This window comes from Enterococcus sp. RIT-PI-f (assembly GCF_001297065.1).
GTDB lineage: Bacteria > Bacillota > Bacilli > Lactobacillales > Enterococcaceae > Enterococcus_D.
This window is the reverse complement of sequence record NZ_LHOX01000022.1, coordinates 15,692-30,693: the sequence shown is the minus strand read 5'-3', so window position 1 is coordinate 30,693 and position 15,002 is coordinate 15,692. Positions and strand designations below refer to the sequence as shown.

Annotated in this window: 18 protein-coding genes; 17 read left to right on the top strand and 1 reads right to left on the bottom strand. The window is 35.5% G+C overall.

All coding sequences use genetic code 11. The annotated features are described in order from the left end of the window. Positions 1-7: 7 nt before the first annotated feature. A complete protein-coding gene (locus AEQ18_RS14530) occupies positions 8-364 on the bottom strand; it encodes a PTS glucitol/sorbitol transporter subunit IIA (RefSeq protein WP_054117079.1) in 357 nt (118 codons plus the stop codon). A 308-nt stretch (positions 365-672) separates the two neighbouring features. Between AEQ18_RS14530 and srlA the strand changes: the two genes are divergently transcribed. From srlA to AEQ18_RS14450, 17 genes are all read left to right on the top strand, one after another. After that, complete coding sequence (gene srlA / locus AEQ18_RS14525; RefSeq protein ID WP_054117078.1) at positions 673-1,191, top strand: PTS glucitol/sorbitol transporter subunit IIC; 519 nt, start codon at positions 673-675, stop codon at positions 1,189-1,191. A 21-nt stretch (positions 1,192-1,212) separates the two neighbouring features. Beyond that, a complete protein-coding gene (gene srlE / locus AEQ18_RS14520) occupies positions 1,213-2,238 on the top strand; it encodes a PTS glucitol/sorbitol transporter subunit IIB (protein WP_054117077.1) in 1,026 nt (341 codons plus the stop codon). A 21-nt stretch (positions 2,239-2,259) separates the two neighbouring features. Further along, positions 2,260-2,634 carry a transcriptional regulator GutM gene (locus tag AEQ18_RS14515; RefSeq protein WP_054117076.1) on the top strand — a complete coding sequence of 125 codons (375 nt, stop codon included), beginning with the start codon at positions 2,260-2,262 and terminating at the stop codon, positions 2,632-2,634. Between the two features lie 50 nt (positions 2,635-2,684). After that, entirely contained in the window at positions 2,685-3,356 is a 672-nt protein-coding gene (locus AEQ18_RS14510; protein WP_054117075.1) for a triose-phosphate isomerase, read from the top strand. Between the two features lie 20 nt (positions 3,357-3,376). Then, a complete protein-coding gene (locus AEQ18_RS14505; protein WP_054117074.1) occupies positions 3,377-4,216 on the top strand; it encodes a class II aldolase in 840 nt (279 codons plus the stop codon). Between the two features lie 152 nt (positions 4,217-4,368). Further along, on the top strand, positions 4,369-5,847 hold the full coding sequence (locus AEQ18_RS14500; RefSeq protein ID WP_054117073.1) for a xylulokinase: 1,479 nt from the start codon (positions 4,369-4,371) through the stop codon (positions 5,845-5,847). A 325-nt stretch (positions 5,848-6,172) separates the two neighbouring features. Beyond that, positions 6,173-7,117 (top strand): tocopherol cyclase family protein, encoded by a 945-nt coding sequence (locus AEQ18_RS14495; protein ID WP_054117072.1) that lies wholly within the window; start codon positions 6,173-6,175, stop codon positions 7,115-7,117. 89 nt (positions 7,118-7,206) lie between these two features. Next, on the top strand, positions 7,207-9,165 hold the full coding sequence (locus AEQ18_RS14490) for an alpha/beta hydrolase family protein (RefSeq protein WP_054117071.1): 1,959 nt from the start codon (positions 7,207-7,209) through the stop codon (positions 9,163-9,165). 252 nt (positions 9,166-9,417) lie between these two features. Continuing rightward, entirely contained in the window at positions 9,418-9,570 is a 153-nt protein-coding gene (gene rpmG / locus AEQ18_RS14485; RefSeq protein ID WP_054117070.1) for a 50S ribosomal protein L33, read from the top strand. A gap of 15 nt (positions 9,571-9,585) precedes the next feature. Then, positions 9,586-9,855: a 30S ribosomal protein S14 gene (gene rpsN / locus AEQ18_RS14480; protein WP_054117069.1), complete on the top strand. Its 270-nt coding sequence runs from the start codon at positions 9,586-9,588 to the stop codon at positions 9,853-9,855. A gap of 22 nt (positions 9,856-9,877) precedes the next feature. Further along, the gene (locus AEQ18_RS15635; protein WP_152911928.1) at positions 9,878-9,997 is read left to right on the top strand and encodes a putative metal homeostasis protein; all 120 of its coding nucleotides are present in this window, start codon (positions 9,878-9,880) and stop codon (positions 9,995-9,997) included. A 23-nt stretch (positions 9,998-10,020) separates the two neighbouring features. Continuing rightward, complete coding sequence (gene rpmF, locus AEQ18_RS14475; RefSeq protein WP_054117068.1) at positions 10,021-10,191, top strand: 50S ribosomal protein L32; 171 nt, start codon at positions 10,021-10,023, stop codon at positions 10,189-10,191. A gap of 38 nt (positions 10,192-10,229) precedes the next feature. Then, the gene (locus tag AEQ18_RS14470) at positions 10,230-10,631 is read left to right on the top strand and encodes a hypothetical protein (RefSeq protein WP_054117067.1); all 402 of its coding nucleotides are present in this window, start codon (positions 10,230-10,232) and stop codon (positions 10,629-10,631) included. Between the two features lie 15 nt (positions 10,632-10,646). Beyond that, positions 10,647-11,054 (top strand): NusG domain II-containing protein, encoded by a 408-nt coding sequence (locus AEQ18_RS14465; RefSeq protein WP_054117066.1) that lies wholly within the window; start codon positions 10,647-10,649, stop codon positions 11,052-11,054. Between the two features lie 53 nt (positions 11,055-11,107). Continuing rightward, a complete protein-coding gene (locus AEQ18_RS14460) occupies positions 11,108-12,034 on the top strand; it encodes a metal ABC transporter substrate-binding protein (protein WP_054117065.1) in 927 nt (308 codons plus the stop codon). A gap of 170 nt (positions 12,035-12,204) precedes the next feature. Continuing rightward, positions 12,205-13,050, top strand: a complete 846-nt coding sequence (locus AEQ18_RS14455) for a PRD domain-containing protein (RefSeq protein ID WP_054117064.1) — start codon at positions 12,205-12,207, stop codon at positions 13,048-13,050. Between the two features lie 95 nt (positions 13,051-13,145). After that, the gene (locus tag AEQ18_RS14450; RefSeq protein WP_054117063.1) at positions 13,146-14,993 is read left to right on the top strand and encodes a beta-glucoside-specific PTS transporter subunit IIABC; all 1,848 of its coding nucleotides are present in this window, start codon (positions 13,146-13,148) and stop codon (positions 14,991-14,993) included. Positions 14,994-15,002 lie beyond the last annotated feature (9 nt).

Sequence of the window (15,002 nt, the reverse complement as noted above, 5' to 3'; positions counted from 1 at the left end):
ATGCAATTTAGATTATTTGAATGGTATCACCAATTTCTAAATTGAAATTTTCAATTTTTTCTACGTATATTGTTCCAGGTAATTCAGCTGATTTTGATCCATCAAATTTGATAGTTACATGACCTAAATTTTCCAAATTACTCATTACTTCTTCTCCTACGGCACTAATACCGATTTGTTGATCACCTAATATTATCTTTTGACCGGGTTTGATTTCTCCAAAAATCTCATTAATTTTTATAATATAACAATAATCTTTTAATTCAGCAGGGACTTTTTCCCCGAATAGGATAAAAAATCCTGCCTCAAGCATATCAAAAGCCTCATTGCCTATTTCTAATACTTCAGTTGAAAAGATACTCATCAGTAATTTCTCCTTTTATTATATAGTTATTAGGGACATTTGTTAACAATAATTTTGTTGCTATTCATTCTCTGAGAACCTTAAAAAAATTTGAATAAAGAAGTATTGATGAAAGAAGTTTAAAACGATTAAAAAAATTTATGAATCATTTATTATTATACTGGTTATCTAAGTATTGACAAATGAAAGCGTTATAGATTATGATGTACACATAGATGGCCGTCTATAGACGTATACTAACATATACAAACGTACACGACAAGTTTTTCAAGTTTTATGAAATGCAAATCGAAAAGGAGAAAATAGAGATGAATTATTTAACTTCGTTTGCGGAACACTTTACTGGTCTGTTTCAAGCAGCTGCAGATCAGTTCGTTAGTTTTATTACAGGAGTAATACCTTTAGTTGCAGTCATGATTTTAGCTATAAATGCGTTAATTCAATTTATAGGTGAGCAACGTGTTATGAGATTTATGAAAAAACTTACCAAGTATACTATTATGCGTTACACAATTCTTCCGTTTCTTTCTTGTTTCTTTTTTGCTAATCCTATGTGTTATACAGTCGGTGCTTTTTTAGAAGAAGATCATAAACCCGGTTTTTATGATGCCACCGTTTCCATGTTACATCCAATCACAGGGCTGTTTCCTCATGCAAACTCTTCGGAATTGTTTGTGTGGTTAGGGATCTCTGCCGGTTTCGCTCAAGTAGCAAATGAGAGCGAATTAGCAGTCAGGTTTTTACTTAGTGGTTTTGTTGTAGTGCTAATGAGAGGTATTATAACTGAGAAATTGACAATTTTCTTTAAAAGAAGACAACAAGCATAGATAAATAGGAGGAGTATGATTATGACTAATGCTGTTAAAATATCTCATGGTGAAGGTGGATGGGGTGGGCCTTTAATACTTGCTCCAAACGGTGAAAAAGAGTTTGTTTTAAGTGTGACAACTGGCGGAATTCATCCAGTTGCTAAAAAAATCGGCGAAATGACTGGCGCTAAGGTAATTGATCAATTTTCAAATCCAATTGATACCTCTTTGGCTTTTTGTGTCGTAATTGATTGCGCGGGTGTTGCTCGCTGTGGAACATATCCTAAATTAGGTATCCCAACTATTAATATTAAAAGAGGTGGACCATCTGGACCTTTAGCACAATTTATTAAAGAAGATATTTTTGTTTCTGGTGTTAAACTTGAAAACATTGAAAATATTTTGGATGGAACTGTAATTAATGAAAATCAAGATTTAAAAGAAAATAACATACAAGGTAATATCGGTAAAAAAAGTATCACAAAAGAGGCTAGAAAAAAGTATCAGGAATCAGATTTAGGTAAGAAAAAGCAAAACCCTTTAATGGAATCGGTTAATAAAATTGGTGTTGGGGTAGGAAATGCCATTAATGTAATATATGCTGCAGCAAGAGAAACTGTTGATAATTTAATGAAAAACATTATTCCATTTATGCTGTTTGTATCTTTGCTAATTGGCATAATCAATTATACTGGGTTTGCTGAATTAATAGCCAATGTTTTAACGCCATTAGCAGGAAGTTTATGGGGCTTACTGCTTTTAGCATTAATTTGCAGTATACCTTTCCTGTCGCCTTTAATTGTTCCCGGTGCAATTCTCGCGCAAGTGATGAGTGTGTTAGTAGGTAACGAAATCGCAAAAGGATCTATTCCACCAAGTTATGCTCTTCCAGCGTTATATGCTGTAAATGCTCAAGTCGGAGCAGACTTTGTTCCAGTAGGTTTAACACTTATGGAAGCAGATGCAGATACAATTGAAGCTGGTGTACCAGCATTTCTTTTTAGTAAATTAATTACAGGCCCATTAGCGGTAGTTATCGGCTATATTTTTTCATTTGGACTTTAAAAGTAGATGGGAGATACATTTATGAATAATCCATTAATCGTTGTACTATTCTTTATTGTTTTATGGTTAGTAAACTCTTTATCTTCAATATTTTATTTGAAAAAAGTAAATAGAAGAATAGCTGATAATAAAAGAAAGTATGGGAAAACCCAAGGCTACATGGGCGTTTCTGTTGAAAAAGTTAATCGAATCAGGAAAGTTATGTTAATAGTAATTACGAATATTGATGGAAAAATTCTTGAATGTGAATACCTATATGGTTTTACCAACTTAGCTGCCTTTAAAAATAGGTCCGATTTAGTCGGGAAAAATATTGATGATATACAAGATGAAAAAGATATATTTTTTAACGCAATTAAAACTTGTAGTATGAAAATAAGAGAACAAATGAATTAGTTCTCTCAATGTAGAAAAAATAAATTGAATAAATAAAGAGGTGATTTAGAATGAAGCCCAGAATTGTTACTCCATTTTTTTCTGTAAGTCCCAAATCATATTTATTAGGCAAAGAGTTAATAGAATTAGCTAAAATTGCTGATCGTTTAGCAGAAGAGATTGAATCTACGATTTTTTTTACAGCTCCACCCACAGAGCTTGCAAATATTGTGCAATGCACAAATAATATGGTAATCACTTCTCAAAGTGCAGATGGACTTGGATTGGGAAAAGGTATGGGAAGACCTTTATTAGAATCACTTAAAGAGATAGGCGTTCAAGCAACTTTTATTAACCATATGGAAGCACAACTTACATTTAAGGAAGTTATTGCAGCTATAAATAAAGCCAAAGATCTGGATATTATATCTATAGTATGTGTCGATACTGTTGAAGAGGCAAAAGTAATAGCACATGCAAATCCTGATATTATATTATGTGAGCCTAATGAATTAATTGGAACTGGAAAACCGAGTGATGAAAGTTACATCCGTGAAACAATATCGGCAATAAAAAAAATCAACTCAGATATTTTGATCATGGAAGGTGCAGGTATAACTACTGGATTGGATGTGAGAAGATTAATTAGACTTGGGGCGGATGGAACAGGAGTTTCTAGTATATTAGCAAAAGATATGGACAAAGAAAAATTACTGAAAGATTTATTTATTGGATTGAAATAATTGATAAGGGAGCGTTAAAATTGGAATTAGTTAATGGTTATACTTTAATGGAATATGCAAAAAAAAATAAAATAGTTCTACCTGCTTTTAATACTACTAATTTTGAACTAACACACGGAATAATTAAAGGATTTCAGATGACTAAAAAAGGTGGATATGTACAAATTTCTTCGAGCAATTTAGAACTCTCAAATCCTTTTATAATTAAAGAGATGGTTGACTTTTCGATGAAGAAATTAGCTATCGATATTCCGATTGCTCTGCATTTAGATCATGGTAAATCTTTTGATGATGTAAAGGAATGTATTGATGCTGGTTTTACTTCTATTATGGTAGATATGTCACATTTACCCTTATCAGAAAATATCAAAGAAGTGGATAGAATTAGTCAATATTGTCATTTCTTTAATATACCGGTTGAAGCTGAATTAGGAGCTATTGGAGGAAAAGAAGAATCTGAATCACTAAGTGAAAGTGAAGGAAAAACCAATCCAGAAGATGTTGAAGAATTTGTCCGTATGACTAACTGTGATTTACTTGCCGTCTCGATAGGCAACGTACATGGACTAGATCAAAAGCCAAATATTGATTTTCCTCTACTTAAGGAAATATCAGAAATATCCAAGGTACCCTTGGTATTGCATGGTGGATCAGGAATTCCATTTAAGGATGTCATTCATGCCAAAGAATTTAATGTGATAAAAGTGAATTATGGTTCGGATTTGCGGAAAGAGTTTATTTCAACATTTGGTCAAGCATATGAATTAAATCATAATGCTTTTGATGTTAAGACATTATCTGAAAAAGGAATTGAAAATGTTTCAAACACTGTTGTGAACATAATGAATAGCATTAATTAAACTATATATAACTATAAGTAATAAATTTAAATAGTTATCGATATATTTATTTTGGCTTCTAGATGGATTCTGGAAGCCAACTTTAAATTTAAGAAGAATGGTGAAATGATTTATCTTTATTTTTATTTTGAAGAACTAAGGAGGAAAGATGAATGTGTGAAAAAAAACTTATGCTTGGCATAGATATTGGAACTTCATCTATCAAAATTTCTGTTGTTGATAATAATTTAAAGGAATACTATTTTAATTCTATAAAATATGAATATGAAACAATTAATAATGAATGGACAGAAATAAATCCTAATGTGTGGAAGGAGCTATTGATCAATGAGCTAGATAAAATATTTCAGTGTTCCTTCGCAGATAAAATATCTGGTATTTGCCCGACAGCACAAATGCATACGTTAATATTTTTGGATGAAAATGATCTGCCAGTACGAAATGCTATAATGTGGAATGATAGGAGAACTAAGCAAAGTATTGAAAGTCTCAAGAAAGCTTTACTAAATGATTTAAATCTTATTCACAATAGTAATTTAATTTCAACGGGAAGTCCATTAGCAAACCTCTTATGGGTAAAAGAGGTTGAAAAAGAAAACTTTAGACGGATAAAAAAGGTATGTATGTGTAAAGATTACATAAATTATATTTTTACGGGTAATATTGTCACAGATTATTGTGATGCGTCCACATCTTGCTTCATGGATTTAGACAAAAAGGAGTGGTCAGAAGAAATAGCCAACTATTTCGGATATGATATAGATATATTACCGAAAATTCAAAAGTCTACTGATATAGTAGGTATTTTAAAAGATGAATTTTTTAAAAAATATTCATTAGGAAAGTCTATTCCTGTTTATACTGGCACGGGAGATAATGCTGCTACTGTTTTAGCAGTTAAAAGTTTTGGAGAATCAAGTTTAGTTCTGTCGTTAGGGACTTCTGGAGTAGTTTTAACTGAAAGTGACGATCTCTCTTTTTATGGTAAAAATATACTATTTAATTATGGAAATGAAAATCCGATTATATCTCAACTATCACTTTCGACAGGAGGGAAATCTGTGGATTGGTGGTTTAACAACATTTTAGATACAAGTGAATATGATAAAGAACAGACTTTCACAGCTGAAAAAATAAAGAAGAATGAAGTGATATTTCTACCATTTTTATCAGGTGAAAAGTATTTATTTAAAAATCCTAATTTATCAGGCACTTTTTTTAATTTGCAATTAGGATCAGATAGATTTGATTTAAACTTGGCTGTCTTAGAAGGAATTACATTCGCCTTAAAAGCACTTTATAACATTTCAAGTGATAAAACGAAAGACGTAGAAAATTTATATGTAATTGGAGGAGGAGCAAAGAGTGAATCTTGGCTGAAAATTATTGCGGATATTTTTCAAGCAAATGTATATAGATTCAATAAAAAAATAGAAGCGGTTACTGGTGCTTGTATTATTGGTTTGATTGGATTACAAGAAGAAATTTGTGTTTCGAATAAAAGCAAAGTCCTCTTCCATCCAGATAAACATTTGCGGGATCACTATTTTAGTAAATTCGAAGAGTTTAATTTTGTATTAGAGAAAATGAATAACATAGCTAAAGAAGTTTTTGAAATGAAACAACAATAGTAAAAATAGGTTTAGTAAAGTCAATTTAAAACACTTCGTGGTTAAAGACTTTGAAAAAATTCTTTAATCTTTTTTTAAAAATCTTTTTTTCTTGATAAGTATTAATAGCTATTTAAATATAACATAAAGGCAGTTATAAAAGATTAACAATCTATTCTATGCGTATCATGTTTATATGCTAAAAGCTAATAGTATTGTGTTTGTAAACGGCCGATTAGCTATGAACAAATAAATCGTATCTAAATAACATCTTGTATCGATGGTCAAATTTTTTTATCTATAGTGTAAGACCGTGTTAAACTGTTTTTAAAAGGAGATGTGAATAATGATTTCAACCGATCGATTTTTTCATGTCCAAGACCAAACGCGGGGCTTCTTTGAAGGTTGGTATTTTAAACACCAAATCAATGCACAAGTGTACGCCTTTATTCCTGGCATCTCGATTGATGCGTACGGAAAAAAACAGATTTTTGTTCAAGTGATCAGCCAAACGTCTTCCCATTATTTTTCTTTCCCAGATGATGCACTAAAGATAGATGAATCAAACCAAGAAATCAAGATCGGCAATAATGTTTTTAGTATGAATGGGTTAGTAATTGACTTGCACAGTGATGAACTGACGATCAAAGGACATCTCATTTATCATGATCTGCATGCCATCAAGCGTTCCATCTATTCACCTAGTGTCATGGGCCCTTTTTCTTATCTGTCTTTTATGGCATGCTATCATGGCATCTTAAGTATGGAACACGTGGTTTCGGGATCGTTGACATGGGGGGATGCGGTGATCGATTTTGATAATGGCAAAGGCTATATTGAAAAAGATTGGGGAAGCTCATTTCCGGATGCTTATGTATGGGTACAATGCAATCAGTTTAGTCAAGATAAGATGCGTTTGTTTTTTTCAGCAGCGAATATTCCTTTTTTAGGTCTGTCGTTTCTGGGGCTGATTTGTGTCCTGCAGATAGGAACAAAAGAATATCGATTTGCGACTTACCATGGAGGAAAAATAACAAGTATTGTGCGCAAACAAGAGAAGCTGATCCTGCAGATCTCGCAAAAACGTGTGCAAATGACCATTGAGATCGCCACAGATACTGGACATGCGCTTCAAGCACCTATCAGTGGTGAAATGAGCCGAATCATTAGAGAACATGCGCGTACCACGATTCGGGTTACTCTTTCACAAGATGGTCAAGAGATCCTATCAGAAAAAGGAAACTTAGCCGGATTTGAGGAAGTCGGTAATGTTCAAGGCTTTCATTATTGAGGCAAGCGATCTATAGATAGCATGTATCCAGCACCAATGTTTGCTATAATGGAAAAAATAGAATCTAGAAAACGACACAGGAGGAATATATGCATAAGATCACAACGCATTCACTTTTTGATTTAAAGAGTATGGCACAACCGGTCCTTGTCAAAGATGAAGTCTTTTTTATCGAAACGACCATCGATGAAACAAGTAATCAATACCGAACAGAGATACGCAGTTTTCATACACGAACGAATAAAATACGCCAATGGGGAATTCAAGGTTACCATCATGATAATTTGCAAGTATCCCCCAATCAAGAATGGCTAAGTTTTGTATCGAAAGAAGATGGAAGTGAAGCGTCAACATTATGGATTATGCCGCTTGCAGGGGGCAAAGCCCAGACTGTCGTCAGTGAGCAGGGATTAGGTCGGTATTTTTGGGTGAAAGATTCGTCTACTATTTATTATCAAAAAGCAAGTGAAAAAACGCAAGATTCGAGTGATTCAACCAAAGATCTGAAGCTTTTCCCAAAGATAAAAGTGACCAATAAGGTCGATTATCTAGCTGATGGCGTAGGTTTTTTAGAAGAAAAATCAGCGGCTATCTATCAAATCGATATTGATAAAAAAACACCGGAGTTGGTATTTACACAAAACCAGCCGTTTCAGTTTGAGGCGCTGACAGATGCTGGGGATTATGTCTATATTAGCAGTAAATCTGATCCCGATGATGAGTGGCACTATGGATCGATGATTTATCAAATCAACACTGCGACACAATCAATTACCAGCATGGCAGACTATCTTCCAAAGGGAAGCTATTCTTTTGCTGCACTGCAAGGTGAGCAATTATTGCTTTTAGGCAATGATTTGAGCCATGGCTTTGTCACATTAGATCAGGTGTTTTTGGTGGATGTAGCCCAAAAGACAGCTGCCAATTTATCAGAAGGATTAGATAAAGCATTTGGCAATGCAATCATTAGTGATTTTCAGCAACGCAATCGAGGACCCAAATTCTATTGGCTCAATGAAGATGCCTTTATCGCCCCTGTAACAGAACAAGGCAAGTTGATCTTCTATCGGGGAACAACGGCTGGAACATGGGAAAAAGTAGTTGATCAGTCATTGGATATTGTCGATACTGCCTATGAATCTAGAGAGCAGTTGATCGTGGTCTATTCGACACCAGTGGTACCAAGTCGGTTAGGGCGTATTGATTTACAAAGCGGTAAGATCATGCCCCTTTACGATCCAAATGAAGAAGTGATGGCTGCACGCAGGATCAGTCAACCTGACCCGTTCTGGTTTCAAGGTGCGGATAAATGGCAGATTCAAGGCTGGTATCTGCCACCGATAGAAGCTACGACGAAACATCCGGCGATTTTGTATATCCATGGAGGCCCTCAAGTCTGTTATGGTGAAACCTTCTTCCACGAAATGCAAGTCCATGCGGCCAATGGGTATGGCGTAATCTTGTTGAATCCTAGAGGAGGGCAAGGGTATGGGCAAGATTTTGTCAAAGCGATTTTGGGCGATTATGGGAACAAAGATTTTGAAGATTTGATGCTAGGTCTGGATGCAGTATTGGCACAACATCCAGAAATCGATGCACAAAAAGTACATGTCATTGGTGGGAGTTATGGCGGCTTTATGACCAATTGGATCGTCGGGCATACGGATCGTTTTGCTTCAGCTGTCACTCAACGTTCGATCTCGAATTGGCTCAGTTTTTATGGTACCAGCGACATCGGTCCTTTTTTCGTGAAGTACCAATTGTTACGAGAACTAGATGAGGCATCTGCATTATGGAACTTGTCACCACTTGCGTATGCAGATCAAGTGAAGACACCGACCTTAGTTTTGCATGGGGAAAATGATTTGCGTTGTCCGCAAGAGCAAGGTCAGCAATTTTATATGGCGTTGAAACGTCATGGGGTCGATACCAAATTGATATTATTCCCGCAGTCCTCTCACGGTCTCTCGCGAAATGGTTTGCCAAATGTAAGAATCGAGCGAATCAGAGCCATTTCTGATTGGATCGATGACCATGGTACACTGTGAATCATTCGCCCAACCGCATATAACAGAAAAGAACATCTGTCCATTAAGGTACAGGTGTTTTTTTCTTTCTATCGATTGCTGTTTTGGATAAACAACAGACCAATCACTCATATGAAAAGTGCATCACTTGTTAAATAACAAAAAAATATTTTTTATACTTGAACTGGATAAAGATATGTGCTATGATTCAAAACGTAATTGTTACAGTTTGTCTTTTTGAAATGAATGAAAGTCGATGGAAGGAGCAGACGGATGCGAAACAATATTATTTTAGCGTGTGTGGAAACAGGGGAAAGACTTTATTTAACAAATAAAAATCAGCGCAACACACCAGAACGTTTAGAATTAAAGAAATATTCACCAAAGCTAAGACGCAAAGCAATCTTTCGAGAAATCAAAAAATAGAGAGGGTCTATTTACATGGCAAAGAAATCTAAAATCGCAAAATATAACAAGCAAGTTGATCTCGTTGAACAATATCGTGCACAACGTATGGCATTAAAAGAAGCCAAAGATTATGCGGGGTTAGCCAAACTGCCGATCGCCTCAAATCCAAATCGTTTGAAAAAACGGGATATGATCGATGGCCGTCCTCGAGGCTACATGAACAAATTTGGCATGTCACGGGTCAATTTCCGTAAATATGCCCATCTAGGCCAAATTCCTGGCATCAAAAAAGCCAGCTGGTAACATTCAGTAAGGAGGACACCTCATGGAAAAAACAGACTTGTCCAGCGCATATCGACGATTGAAAAGCCCCAATATCAAAACGCGAAAACGCGCATTGAAAATCATACATGACGTCAAACGCAACAAAAAGAAAAGCAATTAACCGTATAGAAAGAAGGAAAACAAATGGCAGTTCCAGCAAGAAAAACGTCTAAAGCAAAGAAAAATAAACGACGTACCCACTACAAAGCAGCAAGTCCAGCTATTTCATTCGATGGTTCCACAGGGACTTACAAACGGAGTCACCATGTATCCTTGAAAGAATACAAAGCGCAAAACCCGATCACACCGAAATAGCATTTGCGCTTCATTATATTAAAGAAAGCAGGATGCACATGCAGATTATCTATCCAGCACTTATCGAAGAAGCATACCGCCATAGCAAGAAGTTTGACTCTAGTCTGACCAATGAAGAAATCTATCGTCATTTCTACCAAGCAGGCTTGATCCAGGAAAATGGGGAGCCGACAGAAGCGGCTTTGTCTGAAGGCTATGTCAAAGACTATACCGAAGACTGGGATTTGGATTTTGAAGGATTTTTAGCATTATATCCTGTTTTCAAAAAATTTGATGCCAGACATTTCAAAAAAATCGATCACTTTTGGGAAATGGACCTGACTTTGCAAGAAAACATTCTTGATCAGTGGGAACATGAAGCGTTTAGCGATGAAGAAACCATTGACTTAACGGCTTTCTTTGAAGACCGTCTTTCTACAGAGTTTCCAACCCATGGATAGACAACGGGGTGCTGAATGAAACAGACCGCTAGAGGGTTGTTGCGCATACTAAGACCGTATGATTATTTGATCATCTTCCTCTTGATCGTGGGTTCGTTTTTGCCTTTGGTTCTGTTTCAAGCTCAAGCGCAAAGCCAAACCGGAGATCGATATGGGGTCATCCGGATCAATGGACAAGAGGTTGATCGTTTCAATTTAGACACGCTTTCAACGTTAGAAAAAACCTACTATCCTGCACAAGGACAATACAATATTATCGAGATCGATGATGGTCGTATTCGTGTGAAGGAGGACAATAGCCCCGATCAGATTGCCGTCAAAACAGGTTGGATCTCAAAGAACGGACAAACAAGTATTTGCTTGCCCCACAAATTGGTGATCGAAATCAAGCAATCTGGTGCAGAGGATTATTTCATCTATTGATCTGCCGATCATCCGACAGGTTGACAAAACCTATATAGATTGAAGGAAAACCTATGAAAAAATGGATATTTGCTGCGGCACTTTTATTTTCAACCAGTATCTTTGCTGCCTGCGGCACGCAAGGCACAGCTTCATCAGCAAGCAGCACAAAAAATGATGACACAATCAATGTTGTGACAACATTCTACCCGATGTATGAGTTTACCAAAGCTGTCGTTGGGGATGAAGGTGATGTCACCTTATTGATCCCTGCGGGGAACGAACCCCATGAATATGAACCCAGTGCACAAGACATGACGAAAATCACTGATGCAGATGTTTTTGTATACAATAGTGATGCATTGGAAGGATGGGTAGCCAATGGGTTGGACACAGTGGATACAGACAAAACGAAAGTGATCCAAGCAGCTGAAGGCATTACATTGTCTGAAAGTGATGGCGCCAGTGAAGAGGCTGGAGAACTCGATCCCCATGTATGGTTAGATCCAGTTCTTGCAAAACAGGAAGTCGAAACGATCACTGCCGGTTTAACGGATCAATTCCCGGATAAAGCAGATGTATTTGAAAAAAATGCGGAGGCGTATATTGCAAAATTAACTGATCTAGACAAAAAATATCAAGCAGCATTTGACAATGCTACCCAACGCTCTTTTGTGACGCAACACGCAGCGTTCGGGTACCTGGCAAAAGAATATGGATTGACCCAAGAGGCAATTTCAGGGATTTCTCCTGAAGAAGAACCAAGTGCAGCAAGGCTTGCTGCACTAAAAACATTTGTTGAGGATCATGACCTGTCGATCATCTACTTTGAAGAAACAGCATCCTCGAAAGTTGCCGAAGCATTAGCAGATGAAACTGGCGTAGCAACCGAAGTGTTAAATCCAATCGAAGGTATCACCCAAGCGGATCTAGCTGATGGTGTGACCTATTTATCGATCATGGAAGATAATTTGAAGAGTCTGATGAAGACGATTAAATAATCTGGATTTCTATTTTCTGTATTTGATAATAATTTTTATTGGGTTGACAAATCAGAAAACGCTTGCTATTATGACGGCATAGGGCTTGTTACTAGTAAATTAGGCAATACCCGAATAGAGTGAGTAAATCTCACTCTATTCGGGTATTTTTTTTTGGAAGGGGCGATGAGGTGAGAGTAAAGAGGATTTTCAATAATAATGTAATCTTGGTTAGAGATGATAATGATTTAGAGAAAATGTTATTAGGAAATGGTATAGGTTTTAATAAGCGTGTTGGAGATAAAGTCGATATACATCAAGTTGAAAAAATCTATGCTCTATTACCAGATAATAATATTGAAAACTTTGAAGAACTTATTAGTAAAGTACCAATTGATCACTTAATGATTACAAAACGAATTATAGATGTTGCAGAAAAAGAATTTGGAAATTTTTCAGAGTTAGGAAGTTATGTTGGTTTAGCAGACCATATAAATCATATGATTATACGAGCAAAGAAAGATGAGTATATCCCTAATGCCATGTTATGGGAGATAAAAAAATTTTATCCTAGAGAATTTAAAATAGCATTATTAGCCCTAAAAATGATTGAAAATGACTACAAAATTCATCTGCCTGAAGATGAGGCAGCATTTATTGCGTTTCATTTTATTACAGGAAAACAAGAGCGTTCCAATAAAACGAGCGTTGCAGTCAAGCTAGCTACGATACAGGACATCTTAAATATTGTAAAAGTTCATTATATGATGGAATTTGAGGAAAGTTCATTGAATTTCATTCGATTTGTTACACACATACGATTTTATCTGGAATGTATAGGAAATAAAACGATGTCTTCAAACCCCGATAATTATTTATTTGAACAGGTTTTAACAAAATATCCACAATCTTATGAATGTGTAAAAAAAATAAATGCTTACTTAGAAAAAAAATTTACGCAAGAATTGAATGAAGATCAACAGTTGTACTTTATGCTTCATATACAGCGTCTTACGAATAGAGAAGTTACAATTTAATATATAAAAGGCTTGTTACTGATTTTTCAGGCAAAACCTAAATCAATACATGTGTGTTGATTTAGGTTTTTTTTTATAAAGAGGAGGAAATATAAATGAAATATGAAGAATTAATCAAAGTGATCATATCTGGTGTTGGAGGTGAAAAAAATATAAAATCGGTTACTCATTGTATGACTAGATTGCGATTTAATTTAGCAGATGATAATTTAACAGATCAAGAATTGATTAAAGAAAATGATGGAGTAGTAAATGTTTTAAACAAAGGTGGTCAGTTCCAAGTAGTGATTGGTACACATGTAGAGGACGTTTATCAGGAGTTGATAGATACAACTAATTTGTCAAGCGATTCAAAGGAAGAAAATCAACCAAAACAAAATATGATTTCAGTTTTTTTTGATACGATAGCTGGAATCTTTATTCCTATCGTAGGTGCTTTAGCTGGAGCAGGAATGTTGAAAGCGATTCTTTCGGTCGCTACGGCAATGAGTTGGCTTTCGCCTGACTCTCAAACATATACAATATTATTTATGATATCAGATGTTGTATTTTATTATTTGCCATTTTTTATCGCAATTTCAGCGGCTAAAAAATTTAAAACAAGTGCTTTCTTAGCACTGATTTTTGCAGGAATGCTTGTTCATCCAACATTTGTTGGATTGAAAGATTTAGGTGAATCAGTGTATTTCTTAGGTATTCCTCTGAGATTAGCCACGTATTCTACAAGTGTTGTACCAATTATCTTGATTGTATTTTTTCAATCTTATGTAGAAAAATATGCAAAAAAAATCTCACCAAACACTGTTAAAACGTTTTTAGTTCCGATTATTACTATACTGATTACTGCACCAGTTGGATTAATCATACTAGGACCTGTAGGAGCGATTGCCGGAGATTATTTAGCAACATTCTTTAATTTTCTAAATGAGCGTATAAGTTGGTTAGTTCCTACTTTAGTGGGTGGATTCTTTCCACTATTAGTCATGACAGGAATGCATTATAGTGTAGGTGCAGCTCAAGCTGTGCAAAGAGCTTCCGTTGGGTATGCCACCATATTGGCTCCAGGAGCGCTAGCAAGTAACATGGCCCAAGCTGCTGCTGTACTGGCTGTATCTGTAAAATCAAAAAATAAAAGTATAAAAACCTTGGCAACGTCGGTAGGTATTACTGCTATATGCGGAATAACAGAACCAGCATTATATGGAATTACTTTAAAGTATAAGCGACCTTTGTACGCTACGATGTTAGCAGGGGGAATTGCGGGATTTTATTCAGGGATTATGGGAGTCAAAGCCTGGTCTGCAGGTACTTCAACAATATTTGCATTGCCTATATATATTGGTGAAGATAATTCATTTATGCATGCTTGTATAAGTGTGGCTATAGCACTGGTATTAGGATTTGTTTTTTCCTTTGTTTTTTATAAAGAGGAATCTGTTGCACTGGAACAAGAAACAGAAAAAAATAACTCGATCTATAAAAACAAGAAGACTATAGAGCTTATTTCTCCAATCAAAGGAAAGACATTATCACTAGATCAAATTGAAGACGAGGCTTTTTCTTCTTTAGTAATGGGTAAGGGTGTTGCTATTGATCCTGCAGAGGGTATTTTGGTAGCACCATTTGATGGGAAAGTCACTATGTTATTTAAAACAAAGCATGCTCTAGGTATCAAATCCGACGAGGGCGTCGAGATACTAATTCATGTTGGTTTGGATACAGTAAAACTTGAGGGTAAATATTTTGAAACATTCGTATCTGAAAATGATCGCATAACAAAAGGGCAAACATTGGTTTCGTTTGATAAAAGCAAGATTAACACTGCAGGTTATTCATGTATTACACCTATTATTGTAACTAATAGTCAAGATTATTTAGATGTTATTGAAACTAAAAATACTAACGTTACGACAAATGACTTGCTTCTATCAATCATAGATTAAGAAAGGTAG

What these genes read in the sequence shown, in the direction of transcription:
- AEQ18_RS14490 (WP_054117071.1), top strand. Translation starts at nt 7,207, where the DNA reads ATGCATAAGATCACAACGCATTCACTTTTTGATTTAAAGAGTATGGCA.
- AEQ18_RS14450 (WP_054117063.1), top strand. Translation starts at nt 13,146, where the DNA reads ATGAAATATGAAGAATTAATCAAAGTGATCATATCTGGTGTTGGAGGT.
- AEQ18_RS14510 (WP_054117075.1), top strand. Translation starts at nt 2,685, where the DNA reads ATGAAGCCCAGAATTGTTACTCCATTTTTTTCTGTAAGTCCCAAATCA.
- rpmF (WP_054117068.1), top strand. Translation starts at nt 10,021, where the DNA reads ATGGCAGTTCCAGCAAGAAAAACGTCTAAAGCAAAGAAAAATAAACGA.
- AEQ18_RS15635 (WP_152911928.1), top strand. Translation starts at nt 9,878, where the DNA reads ATGGAAAAAACAGACTTGTCCAGCGCATATCGACGATTGAAAAGCCCC.
- AEQ18_RS14495 (WP_054117072.1), top strand. Translation starts at nt 6,173, where the DNA reads ATGATTTCAACCGATCGATTTTTTCATGTCCAAGACCAAACGCGGGGC.
- AEQ18_RS14460 (WP_054117065.1), top strand. Translation starts at nt 11,108, where the DNA reads ATGAAAAAATGGATATTTGCTGCGGCACTTTTATTTTCAACCAGTATC.
- rpsN (WP_054117069.1), top strand. Translation starts at nt 9,586, where the DNA reads ATGGCAAAGAAATCTAAAATCGCAAAATATAACAAGCAAGTTGATCTC.
- AEQ18_RS14515 (WP_054117076.1), top strand. Translation starts at nt 2,260, where the DNA reads ATGAATAATCCATTAATCGTTGTACTATTCTTTATTGTTTTATGGTTA.
- AEQ18_RS14530 (WP_054117079.1), bottom strand. Translation starts at nt 364, where the DNA reads ATGAGTATCTTTTCAACTGAAGTATTAGAAATAGGCAATGAGGCTTTT.
- AEQ18_RS14500 (WP_054117073.1), top strand. Translation starts at nt 4,369, where the DNA reads ATGTGTGAAAAAAAACTTATGCTTGGCATAGATATTGGAACTTCATCT.
- AEQ18_RS14470 (WP_054117067.1), top strand. Translation starts at nt 10,230, where the DNA reads ATGCAGATTATCTATCCAGCACTTATCGAAGAAGCATACCGCCATAGC.
- AEQ18_RS14465 (WP_054117066.1), top strand. Translation starts at nt 10,647, where the DNA reads ATGAAACAGACCGCTAGAGGGTTGTTGCGCATACTAAGACCGTATGAT.
- srlA (WP_054117078.1), top strand. Translation starts at nt 673, where the DNA reads ATGAATTATTTAACTTCGTTTGCGGAACACTTTACTGGTCTGTTTCAA.
- srlE (WP_054117077.1), top strand. Translation starts at nt 1,213, where the DNA reads ATGACTAATGCTGTTAAAATATCTCATGGTGAAGGTGGATGGGGTGGG.
- rpmG (WP_054117070.1), top strand. Translation starts at nt 9,418, where the DNA reads ATGCGAAACAATATTATTTTAGCGTGTGTGGAAACAGGGGAAAGACTT.